This window comes from Treponema sp. R8-4-B8 (assembly GCF_054786175.1).
Genome location: NZ_BDHE01000481.1, coordinates 63,919 through 80,331, shown reverse-complemented (window position 1 = coordinate 80,331; position 16,413 = coordinate 63,919). Strand labels below are relative to the sequence as shown.

The following is a 16,413-nucleotide window of genomic DNA, read 5'->3' as shown; positions in this document are numbered from 1 at the left end:
TTTTACCAGTCCCCAAAAATAACCCATATTATTTCCCCGCATATTGAAAATATATTTTTTCGATATTGTTTATATCCTCATTTTCAGCGGATATATAAACAACCTTCCCATTTTGTATTATTACAAAACTGTCGCAAATGTTTTTTACCAGATTAAGGTCGTGAGTTGTTATAACAACGGTTGAATATTTTCCCTTGTATTCATGTATCAAGTTGATCATTATTTTTTGGCTTACGGGATCAATCCCTAAAAACGGTTCGTCCATTAGCAATAATTCTGGCGTTGTTACGAATGTGCAAGCCAAAGAAAGCCGCCGTTTCATTCCTGTTGAATAATAACCGGTCAATTTTTTTGCATGTTCTCCAAGATCAATTTTATTTAAAATTGACAGTATTCTTTCTTTATCAGGATTTTTATTCGCGCTTAAAAATTGCAATTTGATATTTTCATAACTGGACAATCTGGGATAAAGCCCTAAACCTTCCGGCATGTATCCAATTTTTTCATTTGGTAATAAGTTCCATTTAATAATGCCTTTTTGGGGCGAAATAAGTTTTCCTAGAAGCCGAAGCAATGTTGTTTTCCCCGCCCCATTATGCCCAAGTATGGCGATTATGCCCCCGCGTTTAATATTTAGGGAAAAATTCGTTAAAACTGTATTTTTTTTATCATAAGAATAATGAATGTTGTCAATTTCTATAATAGTTCCTTCCATGTATAGTTTTTTATATTATTATGTTTCTTTTGTCAATATTTATTATTTATACCCTCCCTTTTTACCAATCTTGCTCCAAGGCTGAAAGTAAACGGCAATTTCTTGTCAAAAAACGGGAAATGATATTCCCCTTCTATGCCTCTTTCCATCCCGCCCATATCAAAATACAAAGTGTCATACTCATTAAAAAATTCTATTGTTAATCCGGCGTTTATCAATGAATTTATTATATCGCTTACTTTATACATCCATTCATAATGACTTGTCTTTTTTGCATCGGAAAACCAGCCGCCAAGAGTATCATTATGTTCAGGTTCTCTGACAAAATAGGGGTATTTTATTTCTAACTTATTTTCTTTTAATTTTTCAGTATCAAAAACCATATAAAATGGGTGTCCGTCAAGCAAATATAAAACGCCGTTTTCTTTCAGTAAATGTTTTATTGTCTGCGCCCATTTATTTAAATCAGGAAGCCAGCATAACACTCCTTCTGTAGTAAACACCATGTCATATTTTTTGTCGTGTTTTTCTTTAAAGTCCATAATGTCCGATTCTATAAAGTCGATATTGATAACGCCTAATTCCTGCGCCATAAGACGCGCGTATTTTATGTTATCAGTAACGAAATCGACTCCCGTAACAATCGCTCCTTTTTGAGCCAATAGAATTGTGTCTGCTCCGGCGTTACATTGAAGGTGAATAACGGTTTTCCCGGAAATATCTCCAATTTCTCTTTCAATTATTTTGCTAAAACTGCACTTTTTTTCCTGTAACGCCTTTTTACAGTGTTCATAATGATCTTTGGATAATAATCCCCATGCGGTTTTATTGGCTTCAATTTCTTTCATTGTATGCTCCTTTACGCAAAAAATATATGTCAATATATTTTAACACAAAGATAGGAAGAAAAATTAACATTTTTGCTCATTTTTATTGTATATTGAACTCCATATAAAACCTCTAATACTTTTTTATAATCTATAATTTTATCCATAATATTCGTCCAATTACTTATATTATTTTAATTAACGCCTTTATGCAATACAAATACCCTAATAAGCCCCAATATTGTTAAATGCAAGGGATAATAAATATAGAAAAACCATTTCATTCCTTTCCATGTCCCCCTTTGTCCGTTATATTGATACAATAACGGAATAGCCAATACAATTAACATTTGCATTAATCCATAAACGAAATTTAAAAAAATTGCGTATATTATCGCGTAAACAGCTATGCAAATAATAAGGGAAATCATTTGTCTTTTGAAATTTCCGTAATTTAAACCCATATAAATAATAGCGAAAGCGGCGGGGGTACTCCAATCTGCCGGAAAGGCCGCCCATAAAACAGGAAAAAGTATTAAATGTTTTTGCCACGTTTTTAATTTGTCGCTTTCTCTAATTGCAAGCGCGATTAATCCAAGCATATATGCCCAAATAACGCTTGTCTGATCAAATACTGAATTAAAATGTTTATCAAAACAAAACGCATAGGCAAAATGTGAAATAATCGCAAGAATAAATAATCTGAGAATATATTTTTTTAAGTTTCTTGTATGATGATACCCTTCCACAATAAGAAACATCATAATTGGGGCGGTTAATCTTCCGATGCCGTTCATAAACAGCGGAACTATATCATAACTATAACGGGAATAGAAAATTATGGCGGAATGGGCTGTTGTCATAGTAATAATTGCAATTAATTTTAACGCGTTGGATGTGAGGCCTGTTTTTACATTTTCTTTTGATAATTCCATTTCATTCATAATAATTACTATATTGAATCGTTAAGCCTTTTGAGAATAGAAATTATACCAACACGCCCGAATTTACTACTAAGATGCAGTGTTATCTTCTTTTTCCTTGAGTTTTTGCAATAATTTATTTATTTCTTTTATATCCCTGCGGACTCTGATAATATCCAGTAAATAGAATAATATATAGACTATAAGCACAATGACAAGAGGAAGCCATACCGGTATATAATAATACCATTTAAATAATATTCCTGATACAATAATAACCGCCGACATAAAACCAATATCAAGCAAGAATTCGAAAATCGCATAACGGCTTTCTATCCTCTGGGACAGACGCAGTCCTATAGCAATTACAATATTTACTCCGATTATTTGCAGAATAGTATTCGCGGAGATTGATTTATTTTCTTTAAACATGATAAAAACCACTAAAAGAAACAATACAATTCCTGTGCTGGCAAATATATATAAAATGAATTTCTTTAAATCATCAGTTTTCATCAATATTCTCCTGTAACGCTTTTTTTATATCAGATAGATATTTTCTGGTTATAAAAACCTGTTTCCCGTTTTTTAATATCGCTTCCATGCGCCTGTTGGACAGCGGTATAATTTTATCTAGTTTGTTTATATTGATCAGGCAATATTTGCTGATTTGAACAAAACCCAATCCGTTTAATTTCTCGCTAATTTGATACAATCGGTATTTGGTTTTGTAATATTCGTTATCACAGTAAATTACCGCTATTTTATCTTCGCTTTCTATATAATATATATCAGGAGCGTTTATCTGTTTTATGCTATTTTCCGTATGACCTTCTATTTTTATACTGAGCGAATTGATAAACGAAACAAGCCTTTCGACGGTTTTATTTTTTTCAGGATATATAATTGATACTTCAATATCCTTGTGCGTCTTTCTTTCTTCAAGCTTTAGGAACATGATATATATTATACTACATATCAAGTATTTTTTCTATTAAATTTATTGATTAAAGCGCCTTATTTTTCTTCGTAAAAATAATTTATCATTGAAAAAGCACCTTATAATTTTTTTAATCCGAATAATAAATACCTTAATACAGGCATTAACCGTATAATTTCACAAAATATAATTGTCGCTCCAAACACCAATAATAATAATAAAATATAGTTAAAAACAAAAGGCAGATCGAAAGCAGAAGTCAAAATATAAGCTGTAAATACCATTATTGGATAATGGCATAAATACCAAAAGAAACTGCGGTTTTTTATATAATCCATTAATTTATTTGTTTTGTTGAAATATTTTCGTGAACAGCCCAATATCGCCATCATCATAATCCACGAATAAATGTTTGTTAATGGATGCTGCAAAAAACTGTTATCGCCAAAATTTTTACCATAAAAATAATAAACCTCTATAATGCCCAGTATTATTCCGGCTATAAGTAAAGGAATCTTGAATTTTGCCAATATTTCAATAACTTGTTCCTGTGAAAAGAAATAATATCCAGTCAGAAAAACAAATAAATATATGCCGTTCCTGAATACTGTTATTAACGGCATATTTAATAAAAACGAAGAACCCCAAAAAGGCAAGAAAAGAATAAGCAATACAAAAATATTTGATCTGCCTGTTAATGCCGTTAAACGATCATTTTTATCAATCTTATAAAATATCAATAAAATCATTGAAACAATTAATAATTCTATGTTAAACCATAATGGTCCCATTCCTATAAGACAAAAGATAAAATACTTCAAGAACGCCGGCACATTACTGCCAGCAAAAATATCATTATATTGATTTGTTACCCATCCGGTTATCCAGCAAAGCAGAAGAATACCGCCAATAAAGGGCATCAATAATTTTTGTACCCTTTCTTTTAAAAATTGTTTAACCGCGCGTATTTGCAATGCGTATCTGGCGCTTATACCAGCCACCAAAAACATAATAGTCATTAACCATGGGTATACAAAATAACAAAGCGTATCAAAAGCCGGAATGCCGGTTTTTCCGATGTTTGATACTACGCCGGCGCTGTTAAACAGATACGCAACATGATATACAATAACAATTATCACCGTAATAGACCGTATATTGTCAATGAAGTGCTTACGGGAAGTATTTACATTCATATCTGCCATTTAGTTTCTCCCAAAATATTTTGTCTCTTTTTGCCCTATTATAATAATTTTTAATTCATTTATAATATCATTTATAATTTCTATTATTTGCGTTTCATTTTGATATTTCAATAATTTATCTATATTTTCTTCAAAATGATTAGGCAATATTTTACATTTACTTAAACATATTTCTATTAAACGTTTTTCTCCCGGATTTGTCAGTTCATTAATTGCGAATATAATATCAAAATAACTTGCTAAAAACGCGGAAATTCTATTGTTTATATTTACGTAATCTTTCCTATAAACTGAAATAATGATTTGTTCTTTATATGATTCCATTGAATCGGAAAGTAAAGCCATATTTCTTGTTATAATATTTTCTTTAAGTTTTTGAGGATAAGGTATTGAAAACCGTTCCTTTGTTTTCTTAAACATGCCGTCTTTATCAAAGAGTATTTCTGAATTTAATAAATTATGCCAAAGACAAGTAGTAAATCCATTACAACTATTATGATTTTCCACGACATTAGCAATAATCTTGATAAAATCAAGTAAATTTCTATAAATTATTTGAAAACAATCACCGGATTTTAATATGCCATTATCTTCTAATTCCCAATAACTATTGCCTATTTCATAATAGTTACAATAATTTGAAAATAAATTCTTACGAATTTCCTGATCTATTATATTTTCTGAATATACATAAAAGTCATAATCAGATTTAATATCTGAACATTTAGTTGTTCTAGAACCGCCGAGTACTATTGCCTGAATGCCATTTATTTTCGAAAAATCATTTATAAATTCATTTAATTCCATGTTATCCATTTTAAATTCCCTTTATATATTTTTGTATACTCCTCTTTTTTAAACAAAGAAAATATCAATTTGCCGTTAAATAATGCTTTTAATGTCATAAATATATCCGCTACTGCAATAAAAATAAAAGAAGGCAGCGTTACCCTTGTGTATTTGTTTTTCATGCACATTTTATTTTCTATAGCCCATGAAAGCATGAATTCAAATAATAACACTCCGCAGTAAAAAAATAAAATTATTATTGCGCTATTGATCAATCCTGACAGTAATGTATTAAATGCATTATTTATAACTGAATTGCCTGAAAAAATGTTTATAATAATTCGAACAGAAATTTGTATGCCTGTCCATAACAACATTATTTTGTATAACACATTAAGCATTACGCCGCCGCCTATGCCAAGCCCTCCGCCCCATGTAATATCCGCGCGCTCACACCAGCATTTATACTGTTCCAAATGAGCATGATTTTGATGTCCTTCGACAAAACCAGAATTGGAAATTACATAGAGCATAAAACGGCATTTATTATTTTTGCAATATTGTTCCATTTGTTTTAGGAAATGTATAAAATGAGACGGAATACTGTCAATATACAACGGAACCGATATTACAACGGCATCTATATTTTGAAGGTTATCAAATATTTTATCATAATCTATGGATATGCCAATGCTTTTTATTGTAACATTATTCGGAAAAAGCATACAACGCAAAACATTTCCAAAAAACGACGAAGCTCCGCCTTTTTTCTTGGGACTGCCGTTAATAATCATTATATTCATTTAAATACCTGACCTATTTCATTGATATTGTTTATTATATGAAGGTTAGATTTTTTAAAACCCATATTGTTACGGTTCGCCTCTACCAATAATTTAGCGGTTTTTATTTCTGATTCAAGAAAATCACCGTACAAAATAACAGTCAGGCGCTTCCGCTCAACATTATATCTTTTTACGTGTCTTACTTTCCGTGAACGATATGTAAAAAACGGAGTACTTCCCGATATGCTGCGGTCAAGTACTTTTTTTACATGCTCGCTGTATCCGCCGTAACAATTTTGACTTATTAAAACTGTTTCCTCGCTGTTTCCCAATAATGAGCCTGAATATTTTAAATTGTCATTTATTTTACAAGTCCCAGGAGTTTTAATCCAGCAATTATAACAGCCTACACATGGGGCGGAAGTAACATTTGCGTTAATCACAATATATTCATCTTTAATAATTCCCAGTTGTGAGAAATCTTGTTCATTTAAGTCATGAACCAATACTTTCAATATATTCCTCCTGTTATCAAAATAAATCTATTAACAATGCTTTGTCTTCTGGTTCAATAAAGCCTGCTTTTTTGTATATTGGAAACCCCATTTTTGTTGAATTTAAAACTATTCTATTTATTTTTTCATTTGCGGCTGTATCTTTTATAAAGTTCATTAGTTTCGATCCAATTCCCTTTTTTCTGTATGCAGGTTTTGTATAAAAATTAAGTACATGCCCAATTTTTCTATAATTTTCATTCTCTAAAGGGGGTAGATAATATATTAATAAACCTGCAGTACATATAACTTCATTATTATTTAACCCTATAAAACCTATATATGAATTATCATTAAATAAATCATTAAAATAAGTAAAAGTTGCTTTTTTTATTTTTTCCAATAGTTGAAGTTCAATATCAGGATGTATATCTTTTATAAATTCCATTCTTAAATCGACAAGTATTTCAAGATGTTCAATGCCGACTTTTTTAAGTTCTATTTCCATTGTATTTCTCCTTTTCTTTATCAGTTATTACATTACTTAGCGTTTCTTCGATAATGTCTTTGTTAAAACATGGAATGTTCAAAAGACCCGATAATTTACGGGAAAATACAGATTTTCCTGTCGCGCAGTATCTGCCGGTAATTATTATTTTCTTATTCATACCTATTTTACCTTTATTCTCATTTTTTTACTTCAAATTTGTTTTCATAAAACCCCATTAAATACGTAAATATTTAAAATATTAGCAGATTATAAATAAAGAAAATTAACATTTTTTATCATTTTTTTTGTCCCTATAATTTAAATCATTCCTTATTTTATATCCATTATTGTTCCAACTATTTCATTTTTATATTCAACAACAAAACAAGTGTTGGGATTCTTTTCCAAGAAATTGTTTATGGATTTTTTTGAATCGTCATTTCCGCTTAAACCTATACCGTCGGTATTTTCCCATAAATTTATTATTTCATCGTAGTCTTTTATATCCATTGCATTAATTTTATACATAATGTTTACTGCCTTATTTTTTTCAAATATTATTTTTATTATAATATTCATTATATAGTATATCCATTAAAATTATATCATGCCTTTCATTATTTCTTAATAATGCCTCCCGTATTTTTCCAATAATTTTAAATCCTACTTTTTCATAAGATTTTATTGCTCTTTCATTAAATGAATACACTCTTAAATAAATATTATGTAAGTTTAATGCCTTAAATCCATAGTCCAATAATAAGCTTAAAGCTTCTGTCCCATATCCTTTATTCCAGTATTTTTTGTTTCCAATGAATATTCCAACTTCTGCTGTTTGGTTTATATTGTCAATACTTCCATATCCGCAATTTCCTATTAGTTCATTAGTCCCATTATCAATTATTGAATATGTATGCTCTTTGGATAATTTTTCCAAGAATCCTTTTTCATTTTCTATGCTTATTATATTCGGATAAACTATCAAATATTTTGTTACTTCTATATCATTAAGCCATTCAGTAAATTTTTCCACATCATTTACATCAATTGGAGACAAGTAACATTTTTTCCCTACAAGTTTCTTAAAATACATAATTTCCCCCTTTTCAATATTATTACAAATATATTATTTTATTAATTTATTTAATATTCTATTGTCATTAAGCCCTTCTTCGACGATTATTCCTCTGTATTTCATAATTTTCTCCTTATTAAATATATCATAATCAAAAGTGAAAAGTTAACATTTTTGATCATTTTTCAGAATAATATTTAATTCATTATAGTATTATATTTTATACTCTTTTTACGGTTTATTAAATGATAATATATACATATATCCTTTACATACTATTTTCCATTCTATATCTATAAATATTTGTCTCCATCTTATCCTCCATGAGGTACACCATTTTGTTTAAGCAAATTAATTTTATTCTCCGCCCATGCCTTAACAGGGAAAAAAACAAAGCAACTTATCGTAATTGAGTATGTCAAAGATATTAAGCTTACCGCAAGATTGGGACCTAATTTATCCGATGATCCCAAGAAGGCAAGGCTGGCAATTAGCCCTGTCATAAAACCAAATCCGCCTACCGCAAGGATAAATTTAATTGTGTTTTTTAACGCCGCAGAAAGAGTCTCTAATTCAGTTTCGGTGTATGTATACTCCTTTTTGAAACTTGCTTTGATATACTTGCCCAAAATATTTCCGCTTTTTGATGTTAAAAAAAAGAAAATCAAAGGAACAAGAATCAACAAAGCTGACGGCAGATCGATAAATATTGTGCCCACACCTGATAGTATACTCACAATAGCAAAGATAAAAACCATGAATAAAAAACCAATAATTAACAACATCATTCGCCTCCTAAATTTTTCTTAAGATTATTGACTATATCTTTGACATAGCCGTTTAATATCTGTGAGCTTCCCGGCATAATTTTTTGCCTGCTCTCATAATACCCTTCAACAACCGTTGAAATAGGCATTAAGTTTACAATAATACATATTGCAAAAGTAAATACGCTTGCGGCGGCAAGCATAAATAGTTTTTTTGAATCAAACCTGTCATTTTTTGCTTTTTCTAACCCTCTGTTTACGGCAATATCAAGACGATTTTGTTCACAATCACGATCGTTTTCTATATATCGTAAGAATGAATCCTTATTCATACAAAACCTCCAAACGTAATATATTAAGCGCTCTGTTTAAGCGGCTTTTAACCGTTCCTTCCGGCACATCTAATATTTTAGATATTTCATATAACGTATAACCTGAATAATATTTAAGGCTGATGATTTCACGCAGTTCAGGTTGTAAAGATTTTATCATCTGAGTGAATTCTAATTCACTATGATCATCAAAATATATGCCCTCCGGTACTTTTTCCATAACTATTTCATTTTTTTGCCTCCTGTAAAAGTCATTTGCGACATTTATTTGTATGCGGATAAACCAAGTCTCCGCATATTTAGGTTCCCGAAGCCGTTTAATGCCCTTAAAGGCGCGGAAAATGGCTTCGCTGACGGCATCAAGGGCTAGAGATTCATCGCCTAGAACGCCTTTTGCGGTACGAAAAAGTTTGGTTTTTAACAAATCGCATAGCGTAACAAAACATTTTTCATTACCCTTTGAGGCTTGTTTTGCTAAAGACTCAAGTGTTTCGTTTCCCTTTAGCAACTATTTTGACCTCCTTATATATTAGACGTGAAAAATGTCAGTTTAGTTCTTGTTTTATATAATTCAATATTAACATCACATTTCAAAACAGTAATTTTACAATTATATTTTTCAATAGCCAATACCATTCTTCCATTTAAACCAATCACCTATAATTGTCTTTTCAATTGAAAAATATTTTTTAGATATTGTAACAATAGGGTCAGCTATTTTCAGCCGTTCTTCAAAGGGAATTTGTTCGTCTGCCAAACATTCATCTACGAGTACGTTTTTAATTTTACATATATAAATTTCACTTTTATTATCATCAAGATGAAGTGTTTTATCAACTTCAAGCTCAAAACTAAAAGGGCTGTCAATAGGTATCGGCACATTCAATACCTCCCCTTTTATAGATTCAATTATTTTTGACTTATCAACTTTATATCCAGAATTACTGCCCAAAAAATCAGCAACAGGCAATAATGACTTTGATATTAAAGACGCGGAAAAAACACCCGTCGAGCGTATTCTGTCGCGAGTAAGTTTATCTTCGCCAATACAAGCTACAAATTTAAATTCTTTATCATGACAGTATGTTGCCCAACAGAAAAGACCATAATTAGGCAGTCCGTCTTCTCTATAAGTACCAAATAAAAACAGGCATTGCGGACAAAAACGGTTCGTCGCGCTTTGGGAAATCTTTTTCATATTTTTCTCCTTTATAAATTCAATTTTTAAGTATACCATATCTTTTAATCGCTTTCCACCTTCAAATATTTCATGATCATAATTATTTATAAAATAATCTTTAACAGTATGGGAGTATTCAAACCCGCAATTTTTATAAAATGAAATTGTTTTATCATTATCACCTGTTCCAACCAATAAAATATCACATTTATTTTTATATTTTTCTATAATGTATTTAATCATTGTTTTTCCATATCCATTCCCCTGATATTTTTCATATGTCGCTATATTTTTTATCTCATAAATGCTTTCATCTTCTTTTGTTACTACAGATACCGTTTTTAAATCTCCATCATATAATGCAAATAATTCGCCCCTATAAAGATACTTTTTTATCATATTGTCCTGTTCGTCACCCAATAATAATAAATCCATAAATTCTTCTTTGTTTTGGGTTATTTCAATTATTTTCATATTTCATATCCAATGTAATGTGCCTTCTTCGGTATCAGTAAATTTTTTTATATCCGTTTCCCCAAAATAAATATAATTTTGGCGGATTATATTTTTATATTGTCTTATTATTAATAACGCAGATTTATAGTCATTGTACGCCAAATTATTTTTACCGTCAAAACAAAATTTCTTAATCATTAAATTCTCCCCCTAATGTTTTAATTGAACAAATTTACTTGCCAATTTATAAACTTGATTTATTTCTTTTGTATCTAATTTCCATTTCTTTAATTCACTTTTAATTAATTCGGGATATTTTTTACTTATATCCTTTAATGCGTTTCCAACTGATTTTCTTACATATTCGCTTTCGTCCGTTTTATGCTCCGATAATATTCTTATTGCTTCTTTGGGATTATCTTCAAAATATGGCCTATTTGTCCATATTCTTAACCCTTCAGTAACAGCCCGTCTGTTATTTTTATTCTTGCTATTCAGCCATTCATCTATTGTTTTCAATGATTGTTCATAACCTATATTTTTACAATAATTGTCAAATGCCATTGCCAAGAATTCTTGAACTTGCCATGAAGGGTTTATGTTTACTTTGTTTTTTAAAAAATTGTACGCTTTCTTTTGTTTGTGTGAAATAACTCCCATAATATAAACACCAAACGCTTGAATGTAATATAATTCACAATTATAACATTCCATCGCGGCTTCCCAACAATTTTCAATAGAATTATTTTTACAGAAATTTTCCGCTTCTTTTTGTATTAACCCATATCTTTCCTTGCCTGTTTCTTCATTGAAAAATAACTTTGTATAATGTTTTATATCAATCATAATTTATATTCCAATATGTTTTTAAAATCAGAATTATAACAATAATAAATCTTATTATAATTTTTTGAATAAACAAATGAAAAATCCGTGCTCCATTCTCCAGTCTGTTTTACCTCTTCCAGAATATTAAAGGCATCATTTACAGATATATTCTTATTTTTATCCAAATAGTTCTTAACTTTCATATATCTGTCAGAGCCATTATCATTATATTTCTTACCTGCGTTATAATCAACTAGCGAGAAATTTGTCATTATATAATATTGCGATTCATTTATCTTATTTTTTATATTTCCCCTTCCGGGTTCAATTATCCAAACATTTCCGTTTTTATCTGTGATAAAATTATGAGTACAAAGATTGGGGGCGTTTACAATTTCCATATTTTCAAAATAGTTATCCAGATCATTTGTTTTCATTTTTCCTTCAAGTAAATCCTTGACTAAATAAATATTTAATGTGCGTGTTCTACTTATTCTTTTATATAATCCTTTTCCATTTGAATCCACACACAAATTATTTACAAATGTTTTTTCTGTATTTATTCCAAATGATGGCTGTTTCCCGGCACTTGTAATAACATCTATAATAAAGGCTTTTTTGTTATTTAAGTTTAATTCAAAAGCCATGCCATTATTATCGAAATTCATCGCTATTATTAAATCATTTCCTCTGTTTATAAAACAAGTACACATTAGATTCCCCGTAATTTTGAGTATTACTCAAATATATCAAAGAATAACATTTTAAGCGAATAAAAACTTATCATTTTTAATCATTTTTCAGGAACTGCTTTATAAAGCCCTATATATTCCGGCGTTTCTCCTTTTTCAATCTTTATACAACAATGTAAATATCCAATATGATAAAAAATGTGCCGTAATTGGGCTAAAATCAATTCAATCTTTGTAAATTCCATTCCATTAAATACTATTTTATTTTCAAGAGTTTCGTCTGTTAATTCATTTAGATATTTTTGAATTTTATTATTTACATTTTCATAATATTTTTCTATTTCATTTTTTGTTAATTTATTTTTATCATTAAGATATATTATATTTAGATTTTTTTTATGGAATTCCGGCTCAACATAATTACCGGGATCAATAAAATTTTTATCCAATGAATGTATTAAATGATAAAAATGTTTCCATGTTTTAAAACCGCCCTTTACCGAATCGAATTCATTTTCGAGAATTACTTCCAATAATATCTCAATATTTTGAAATATTTGTTTTGTTTGGTTTCTTATACTATCAGTTAACATATCTCCCCCTAGAACCTTATTTCAAAAGCTCTTTTTGAATTACCATCAAAACCGCATTTTGTATAAAAAATGTGGCTTTCCTTTCTTTTATTACTGCTTTGTAAAACAACTTTATAACAATTATTTTCTTTTGCATATTCTATTGCCATTTCAATTACCTTTTTACCAATTCCTTTTTTCCTGTATTTTTCATCTGTTATTACATTTTCAATAAAACCAATTGACATTCCATTTCTTGTTAAGTTTTGTATTATTGCCAAATAACATGATGAAATAATAACATTATTATCTATTGCAATAAAATATTTAATATTATTGTTTTCAATTTTTTCCCATATTTTATTTGCCGTATTTATATCTATTGGAATTTCTTCAGGGAACAGTTGTTTATATAGTTCCAAAATCATCGGCAAATGTTCTTTTTTTGCGATAGCATATTCCATAATTTTATTATTTATAACCGCCATTTACAATTCATATAGTTATCGTTTCATAATTTTTTTATAAAATACCATTCCAATAAGCGGACTAATAAATATTGAAATATATATAAGCGTTATCCACGGCTGATAATCCAAATACATTTCCCTCCATGTCATTGCCCAAGGGTGACGAATTAACACCCATGCAACAAGGTCAAAAATTATAGTTATTATTGCCCAACTAAAACCTAAATTAAGGGCTGTTTTCCAATAATTATTTATCGGTTTTGCCATTTTATAGTATAAATAGGCGAATAAGGGCCAAAGTATAATATTATACAACGGATGAAATGGAACTGTTGCGGCGTAAGGTAAAATATCATACATTGTTTTAACGGGTGTATTGGGGGCAATTTCCATTTTTAATACCAGCCAATTAAAACAGGTATGTCCAATCCCTACAAGAGTAACCAATGTATAAGATACCCAAAACCATAACATCGAAATTTTCCATTTGATGAATTTACTCATATATCAAACAATAGCATATTAGCCGGATAAAAATTAACATTTTTAATCATTATTTAAATTCTTATTTTTCTTCCAGTCAAAGTTGCAAGTTTATCGCCGCTGATACAATATACCGTCCAATCATTAATTGGTTACGCCCCCTGACTTAAATAAAATTATTTACAAAGAAATTTACAAAGAAACTGTAAATTCCTTGCTGGTTACAACGCCTACAATCCATAATAAATCATCATAGTTGATATTACAATAAGCGGTAACATAAGCGGGTAAATTGCCGCTTACCTGTATATTATCCTTTTTAAAATCTTCAATCATCTTGGGTAAAAATTCCCATGTCAATTTATTATTTACCCCTTCGTGATATCCTATTGAGTCATAATTATCTACTTTTATGGTAACGGCATATCTGTATTTTTGAGAATCATATTGGACATTATTGGAAAATACAGGTTCAGCCGAAAGCGTTACCCCTGTTTGAGTCTTGTTCAAATCAAGGGAAATTTCGTTAACCGTATGAATGCCGTTATTTGCGGTTATTTCAACATTTGCCCAATTTGGAGAATTTTCATTATTTGCGGTATCGACAGAAACGCCAATAAAATAATGATGCCCATTCCGCGCAAACGGACATGCAACCTTGCCTTTTTCTTTAACTTGAACTAATTGCGTCCCTCTAATGTCCGTAAATGTCGAAATAGGGTTTACGCCTTCCACTACTTCCATTATATGTATAAACATTCGGGTTGCATCTGACGGAATATTATCAAAATAAAGGACAATTCCTTCTGGAGCATTTTCAGCTTTTAATCCGATGATGTCATTTTTGTACATTGCTTCATTAGTCGCACAACCGATAAACGCCATAACAAAAACCAATGCAACACCAAGTTTCCTAAAAAAAAGATAATCCATTTTAATTCCCCCCAATAATTGATTCTACCGCTTTTACCGCTTTTTTGTCAATTATTCCCAATTATTTTACCCGCTCTTAAATGAAAAGCTTTTATTATTATCGGATTTTCTTTGTAAATGAAAAAGCTCTATCCTTTCCGGTTTAAATTCTCCGTTTTTGCGAAGTTTGCCCGGCGTAATTCCAAATTGGCGTTTGAAGGCTCTTATATAGGATTGCTCATAGTTAAAGCCGTAATCAAGCGCGATATCAAGAATATTTGAATCGGTATTAAGCAGATCATTAATGCTCGCAGTTAACTTAAAAGAACGAATGTAAAACCCCATTGGTTGATTATACGCTAATCTGAACAGCCTTTTTAAATGACTTTCCGAGAGAGCGTGTTTTTTAGCGATAACGTCTGAATTAATATCGGTACTAATACCTTCTTCTATATCACTTAAAACGTTATTAAGCAAATCATATCCCCTTTTCATCCGATCCTCCTAAAATTATATAGTTGTAAAAACTATATAAGAAAAGACGCGGAATTTATTCACCCTTTTGGGTGATTGTCGGGTGATTTAGGGGTGATTGGAGTATAACCGTAAAAAAGAGATGAAAGCCCCGCGATATTGGAAACTCCTGTGGTTTGATAAATATGCTTTAAATGGGTTTTTACCGTATTAACGGAAATATTAAGCGCGTTTGAAAGCTCTTTATAACTGACATTGCCGGCAAGTATCGCTTCTATTACCTCTAATTCGCGTTTGCTTAAAAGATGAATGAACGGCGTATATTTGTCATTTTTCGCAGTTGGTATTTGGGTTTCCGTATTGTGTATAACGGGTGGTAAATTATCGGCGGATAGAATATCCGCAGTTAAGCGGGTATACAGGTAGAATAAAAATATTAGTACTACAATAAGAAGCATTCCCATAAAAAGAGAAAATAAAAAAGACGACATTACCAGCGCAAAATCTTCCCACCATGATAGAACTATTAAAGTAAAAGAAATAAACAGCAAATTAAAAATAATATAAAGATTAAGAGGCGGTTTTGACTTTGTGTTGCGCAGCCAACGCGCGGCGAGAAGACAACAAACAGTTATTATAGTACTGCTGAAAAAAAGCGAGCCGTAATATAATTGCGGGAATTTCATTGTCGCTTCCATAAAATCTGATAAATCAGTTACAGGGTAAATAAAAACAGCTAAAAAATAAATAATGGGAAATTGCGCCAAATTAATTATGCTAAAAATAAAAGAAGCGGCTATAAGCGCTTTTAAACGGTTTTTGCCCAACAAAATAAAAGAAAGAAGACAAAGAGCGATAAAAATAAGAGTAGTATCAATAAATGAAGGAGCCTCAACTTTCCCGTAAAAATAAAGATCATTAAATAACAGATAAAACGGATAGCCAAAAACAACCGCCGCCAAAAGGGCGATAGACCGCAGACGGGACTCCGGTTTATTCATCTT

General features: G+C 30.3%; 26 protein-coding genes. All 26 read right to left on the bottom strand.

Annotated features, from left to right (window positions below; all coding sequences use genetic code 11):
- Positions 1–28 precede the first annotated feature (28 nt).
- Positions 29–715: an ABC transporter ATP-binding protein gene (locus ACYVRA_RS10490; RefSeq protein ID WP_461252651.1), complete on the bottom strand. Its 687-nt coding sequence runs from the start codon at positions 713–715 to the stop codon at positions 29–31.
- Positions 716–747: 32 nt separating this feature from the next.
- On the bottom strand, positions 748–1,563 hold the full coding sequence (locus tag ACYVRA_RS10485; RefSeq protein WP_461252650.1) for a class I SAM-dependent methyltransferase: 816 nt from the start codon (positions 1,561–1,563) through the stop codon (positions 748–750).
- Positions 1,564–1,736: 173 nt separating this feature from the next.
- The gene (locus ACYVRA_RS10480) at positions 1,737–2,486 is read right to left on the bottom strand and encodes a TraX family protein (protein WP_461252649.1); all 750 of its coding nucleotides are present in this window, start codon (positions 2,484–2,486) and stop codon (positions 1,737–1,739) included.
- A gap of 69 nt (positions 2,487–2,555) precedes the next feature.
- A complete protein-coding gene (locus ACYVRA_RS10475; protein ID WP_461252648.1) occupies positions 2,556–2,981 on the bottom strand; it encodes a DUF3021 family protein in 426 nt (141 codons plus the stop codon).
- On the bottom strand, positions 2,971–3,423 hold the full coding sequence (locus tag ACYVRA_RS10470) for a LytTR family DNA-binding domain-containing protein (protein WP_461252647.1): 453 nt from the start codon (positions 3,421–3,423) through the stop codon (positions 2,971–2,973). Before ACYVRA_RS10470 ends, ACYVRA_RS10475 begins: the two co-directional genes overlap by 11 nt.
- 101 nt (positions 3,424–3,524) lie before the next feature.
- A complete protein-coding gene (locus ACYVRA_RS10465) occupies positions 3,525–4,610 on the bottom strand; it encodes an acyltransferase family protein (protein WP_461252646.1) in 1,086 nt (361 codons plus the stop codon).
- Positions 4,611–5,426, bottom strand: coding sequence for a DUF4037 domain-containing protein (locus tag ACYVRA_RS10460; RefSeq protein WP_461252645.1), 816 nt, complete (start codon positions 5,424–5,426; stop codon positions 4,611–4,613).
- On the bottom strand, positions 5,408–6,202 hold the full coding sequence (locus tag ACYVRA_RS10455) for a hypothetical protein (RefSeq protein WP_461252644.1): 795 nt from the start codon (positions 6,200–6,202) through the stop codon (positions 5,408–5,410). The genes ACYVRA_RS10460 and ACYVRA_RS10455 overlap by 19 nt, the downstream gene beginning before the upstream one ends.
- On the bottom strand, positions 6,199–6,699 hold the full coding sequence (locus ACYVRA_RS10450) for a hypothetical protein (protein WP_461252643.1): 501 nt from the start codon (positions 6,697–6,699) through the stop codon (positions 6,199–6,201). Before ACYVRA_RS10450 ends, ACYVRA_RS10455 begins: the two co-directional genes overlap by 4 nt.
- A gap of 16 nt (positions 6,700–6,715) precedes the next feature.
- Positions 6,716–7,186, bottom strand: coding sequence for a GNAT family N-acetyltransferase (locus ACYVRA_RS10445; RefSeq protein ID WP_461252642.1), 471 nt, complete (start codon positions 7,184–7,186; stop codon positions 6,716–6,718).
- Complete coding sequence (locus tag ACYVRA_RS10440; RefSeq protein ID WP_461252641.1) at positions 7,170–7,346, bottom strand: hypothetical protein; 177 nt, start codon at positions 7,344–7,346, stop codon at positions 7,170–7,172. The genes ACYVRA_RS10445 and ACYVRA_RS10440 overlap by 17 nt, the downstream gene beginning before the upstream one ends.
- Positions 7,347–7,498: 152 nt before the next feature.
- Entirely contained in the window at positions 7,499–7,696 is a 198-nt protein-coding gene (locus ACYVRA_RS10435) for a GNAT family N-acetyltransferase (protein WP_461252640.1), read from the bottom strand.
- Positions 7,697–7,718: 22 nt separating this feature from the next.
- Positions 7,719–8,261: a GNAT family N-acetyltransferase gene (locus tag ACYVRA_RS10430; protein ID WP_461252639.1), complete on the bottom strand. Its 543-nt coding sequence runs from the start codon at positions 8,259–8,261 to the stop codon at positions 7,719–7,721.
- Positions 8,262–8,557: 296 nt separating this feature from the next.
- Positions 8,558–9,031, bottom strand: coding sequence for a hypothetical protein (locus ACYVRA_RS10425; RefSeq protein ID WP_461252638.1), 474 nt, complete (start codon positions 9,029–9,031; stop codon positions 8,558–8,560).
- Positions 9,028–9,342: a hypothetical protein gene (locus ACYVRA_RS10420; RefSeq protein ID WP_461252637.1), complete on the bottom strand. Its 315-nt coding sequence runs from the start codon at positions 9,340–9,342 to the stop codon at positions 9,028–9,030. The genes ACYVRA_RS10425 and ACYVRA_RS10420 overlap by 4 nt, the downstream gene beginning before the upstream one ends.
- Entirely contained in the window at positions 9,335–9,850 is a 516-nt protein-coding gene (locus ACYVRA_RS10415; RefSeq protein ID WP_461252636.1) for an RNA polymerase sigma factor, read from the bottom strand. Before ACYVRA_RS10415 ends, ACYVRA_RS10420 begins: the two co-directional genes overlap by 8 nt.
- Positions 9,851–9,961: 111 nt before the next feature.
- Positions 9,962–10,996: a GNAT family N-acetyltransferase gene (locus ACYVRA_RS10410; protein WP_461252635.1), complete on the bottom strand. Its 1,035-nt coding sequence runs from the start codon at positions 10,994–10,996 to the stop codon at positions 9,962–9,964.
- A gap of 3 nt (positions 10,997–10,999) precedes the next feature.
- Positions 11,000–11,176, bottom strand: a complete 177-nt coding sequence (locus ACYVRA_RS10405; protein WP_461252634.1) for a hypothetical protein — start codon at positions 11,174–11,176, stop codon at positions 11,000–11,002.
- A gap of 12 nt (positions 11,177–11,188) precedes the next feature.
- Positions 11,189–11,824 (bottom strand): DNA alkylation repair protein, encoded by a 636-nt coding sequence (locus ACYVRA_RS10400; protein WP_461252633.1) that lies wholly within the window; start codon positions 11,822–11,824, stop codon positions 11,189–11,191.
- Positions 11,821–12,453, bottom strand: a complete 633-nt coding sequence (locus ACYVRA_RS10395; protein ID WP_461252632.1) for a hypothetical protein — start codon at positions 12,451–12,453, stop codon at positions 11,821–11,823. The genes ACYVRA_RS10400 and ACYVRA_RS10395 overlap by 4 nt, the downstream gene beginning before the upstream one ends.
- Before the next feature lie 146 nt (positions 12,454–12,599).
- Positions 12,600–13,091 (bottom strand): hypothetical protein, encoded by a 492-nt coding sequence (locus tag ACYVRA_RS10390; protein ID WP_461252631.1) that lies wholly within the window; start codon positions 13,089–13,091, stop codon positions 12,600–12,602.
- A gap of 8 nt (positions 13,092–13,099) precedes the next feature.
- Complete coding sequence (locus tag ACYVRA_RS10385) at positions 13,100–13,558, bottom strand: GNAT family N-acetyltransferase (protein ID WP_461252630.1); 459 nt, start codon at positions 13,556–13,558, stop codon at positions 13,100–13,102.
- A 15-nt stretch (positions 13,559–13,573) separates the two neighbouring features.
- On the bottom strand, positions 13,574–14,044 hold the full coding sequence (locus ACYVRA_RS10380) for a hypothetical protein (protein ID WP_461252629.1): 471 nt from the start codon (positions 14,042–14,044) through the stop codon (positions 13,574–13,576).
- 171 nt (positions 14,045–14,215) lie between these two features.
- Complete coding sequence (locus tag ACYVRA_RS10375; RefSeq protein WP_461252628.1) at positions 14,216–14,956, bottom strand: hypothetical protein; 741 nt, start codon at positions 14,954–14,956, stop codon at positions 14,216–14,218.
- Between the two features lie 66 nt (positions 14,957–15,022).
- Positions 15,023–15,430 carry a helix-turn-helix domain-containing protein gene (locus ACYVRA_RS10370; RefSeq protein ID WP_461252627.1) on the bottom strand — a complete coding sequence of 136 codons (408 nt, stop codon included), beginning with the start codon at positions 15,428–15,430 and terminating at the stop codon, positions 15,023–15,025.
- A 59-nt stretch (positions 15,431–15,489) separates the two neighbouring features.
- On the bottom strand, positions 15,490–16,410 hold the full coding sequence (locus ACYVRA_RS10365; protein ID WP_461252626.1) for a response regulator transcription factor: 921 nt from the start codon (positions 16,408–16,410) through the stop codon (positions 15,490–15,492).
- Positions 16,411–16,413: the final 3 nt, after the last annotated feature.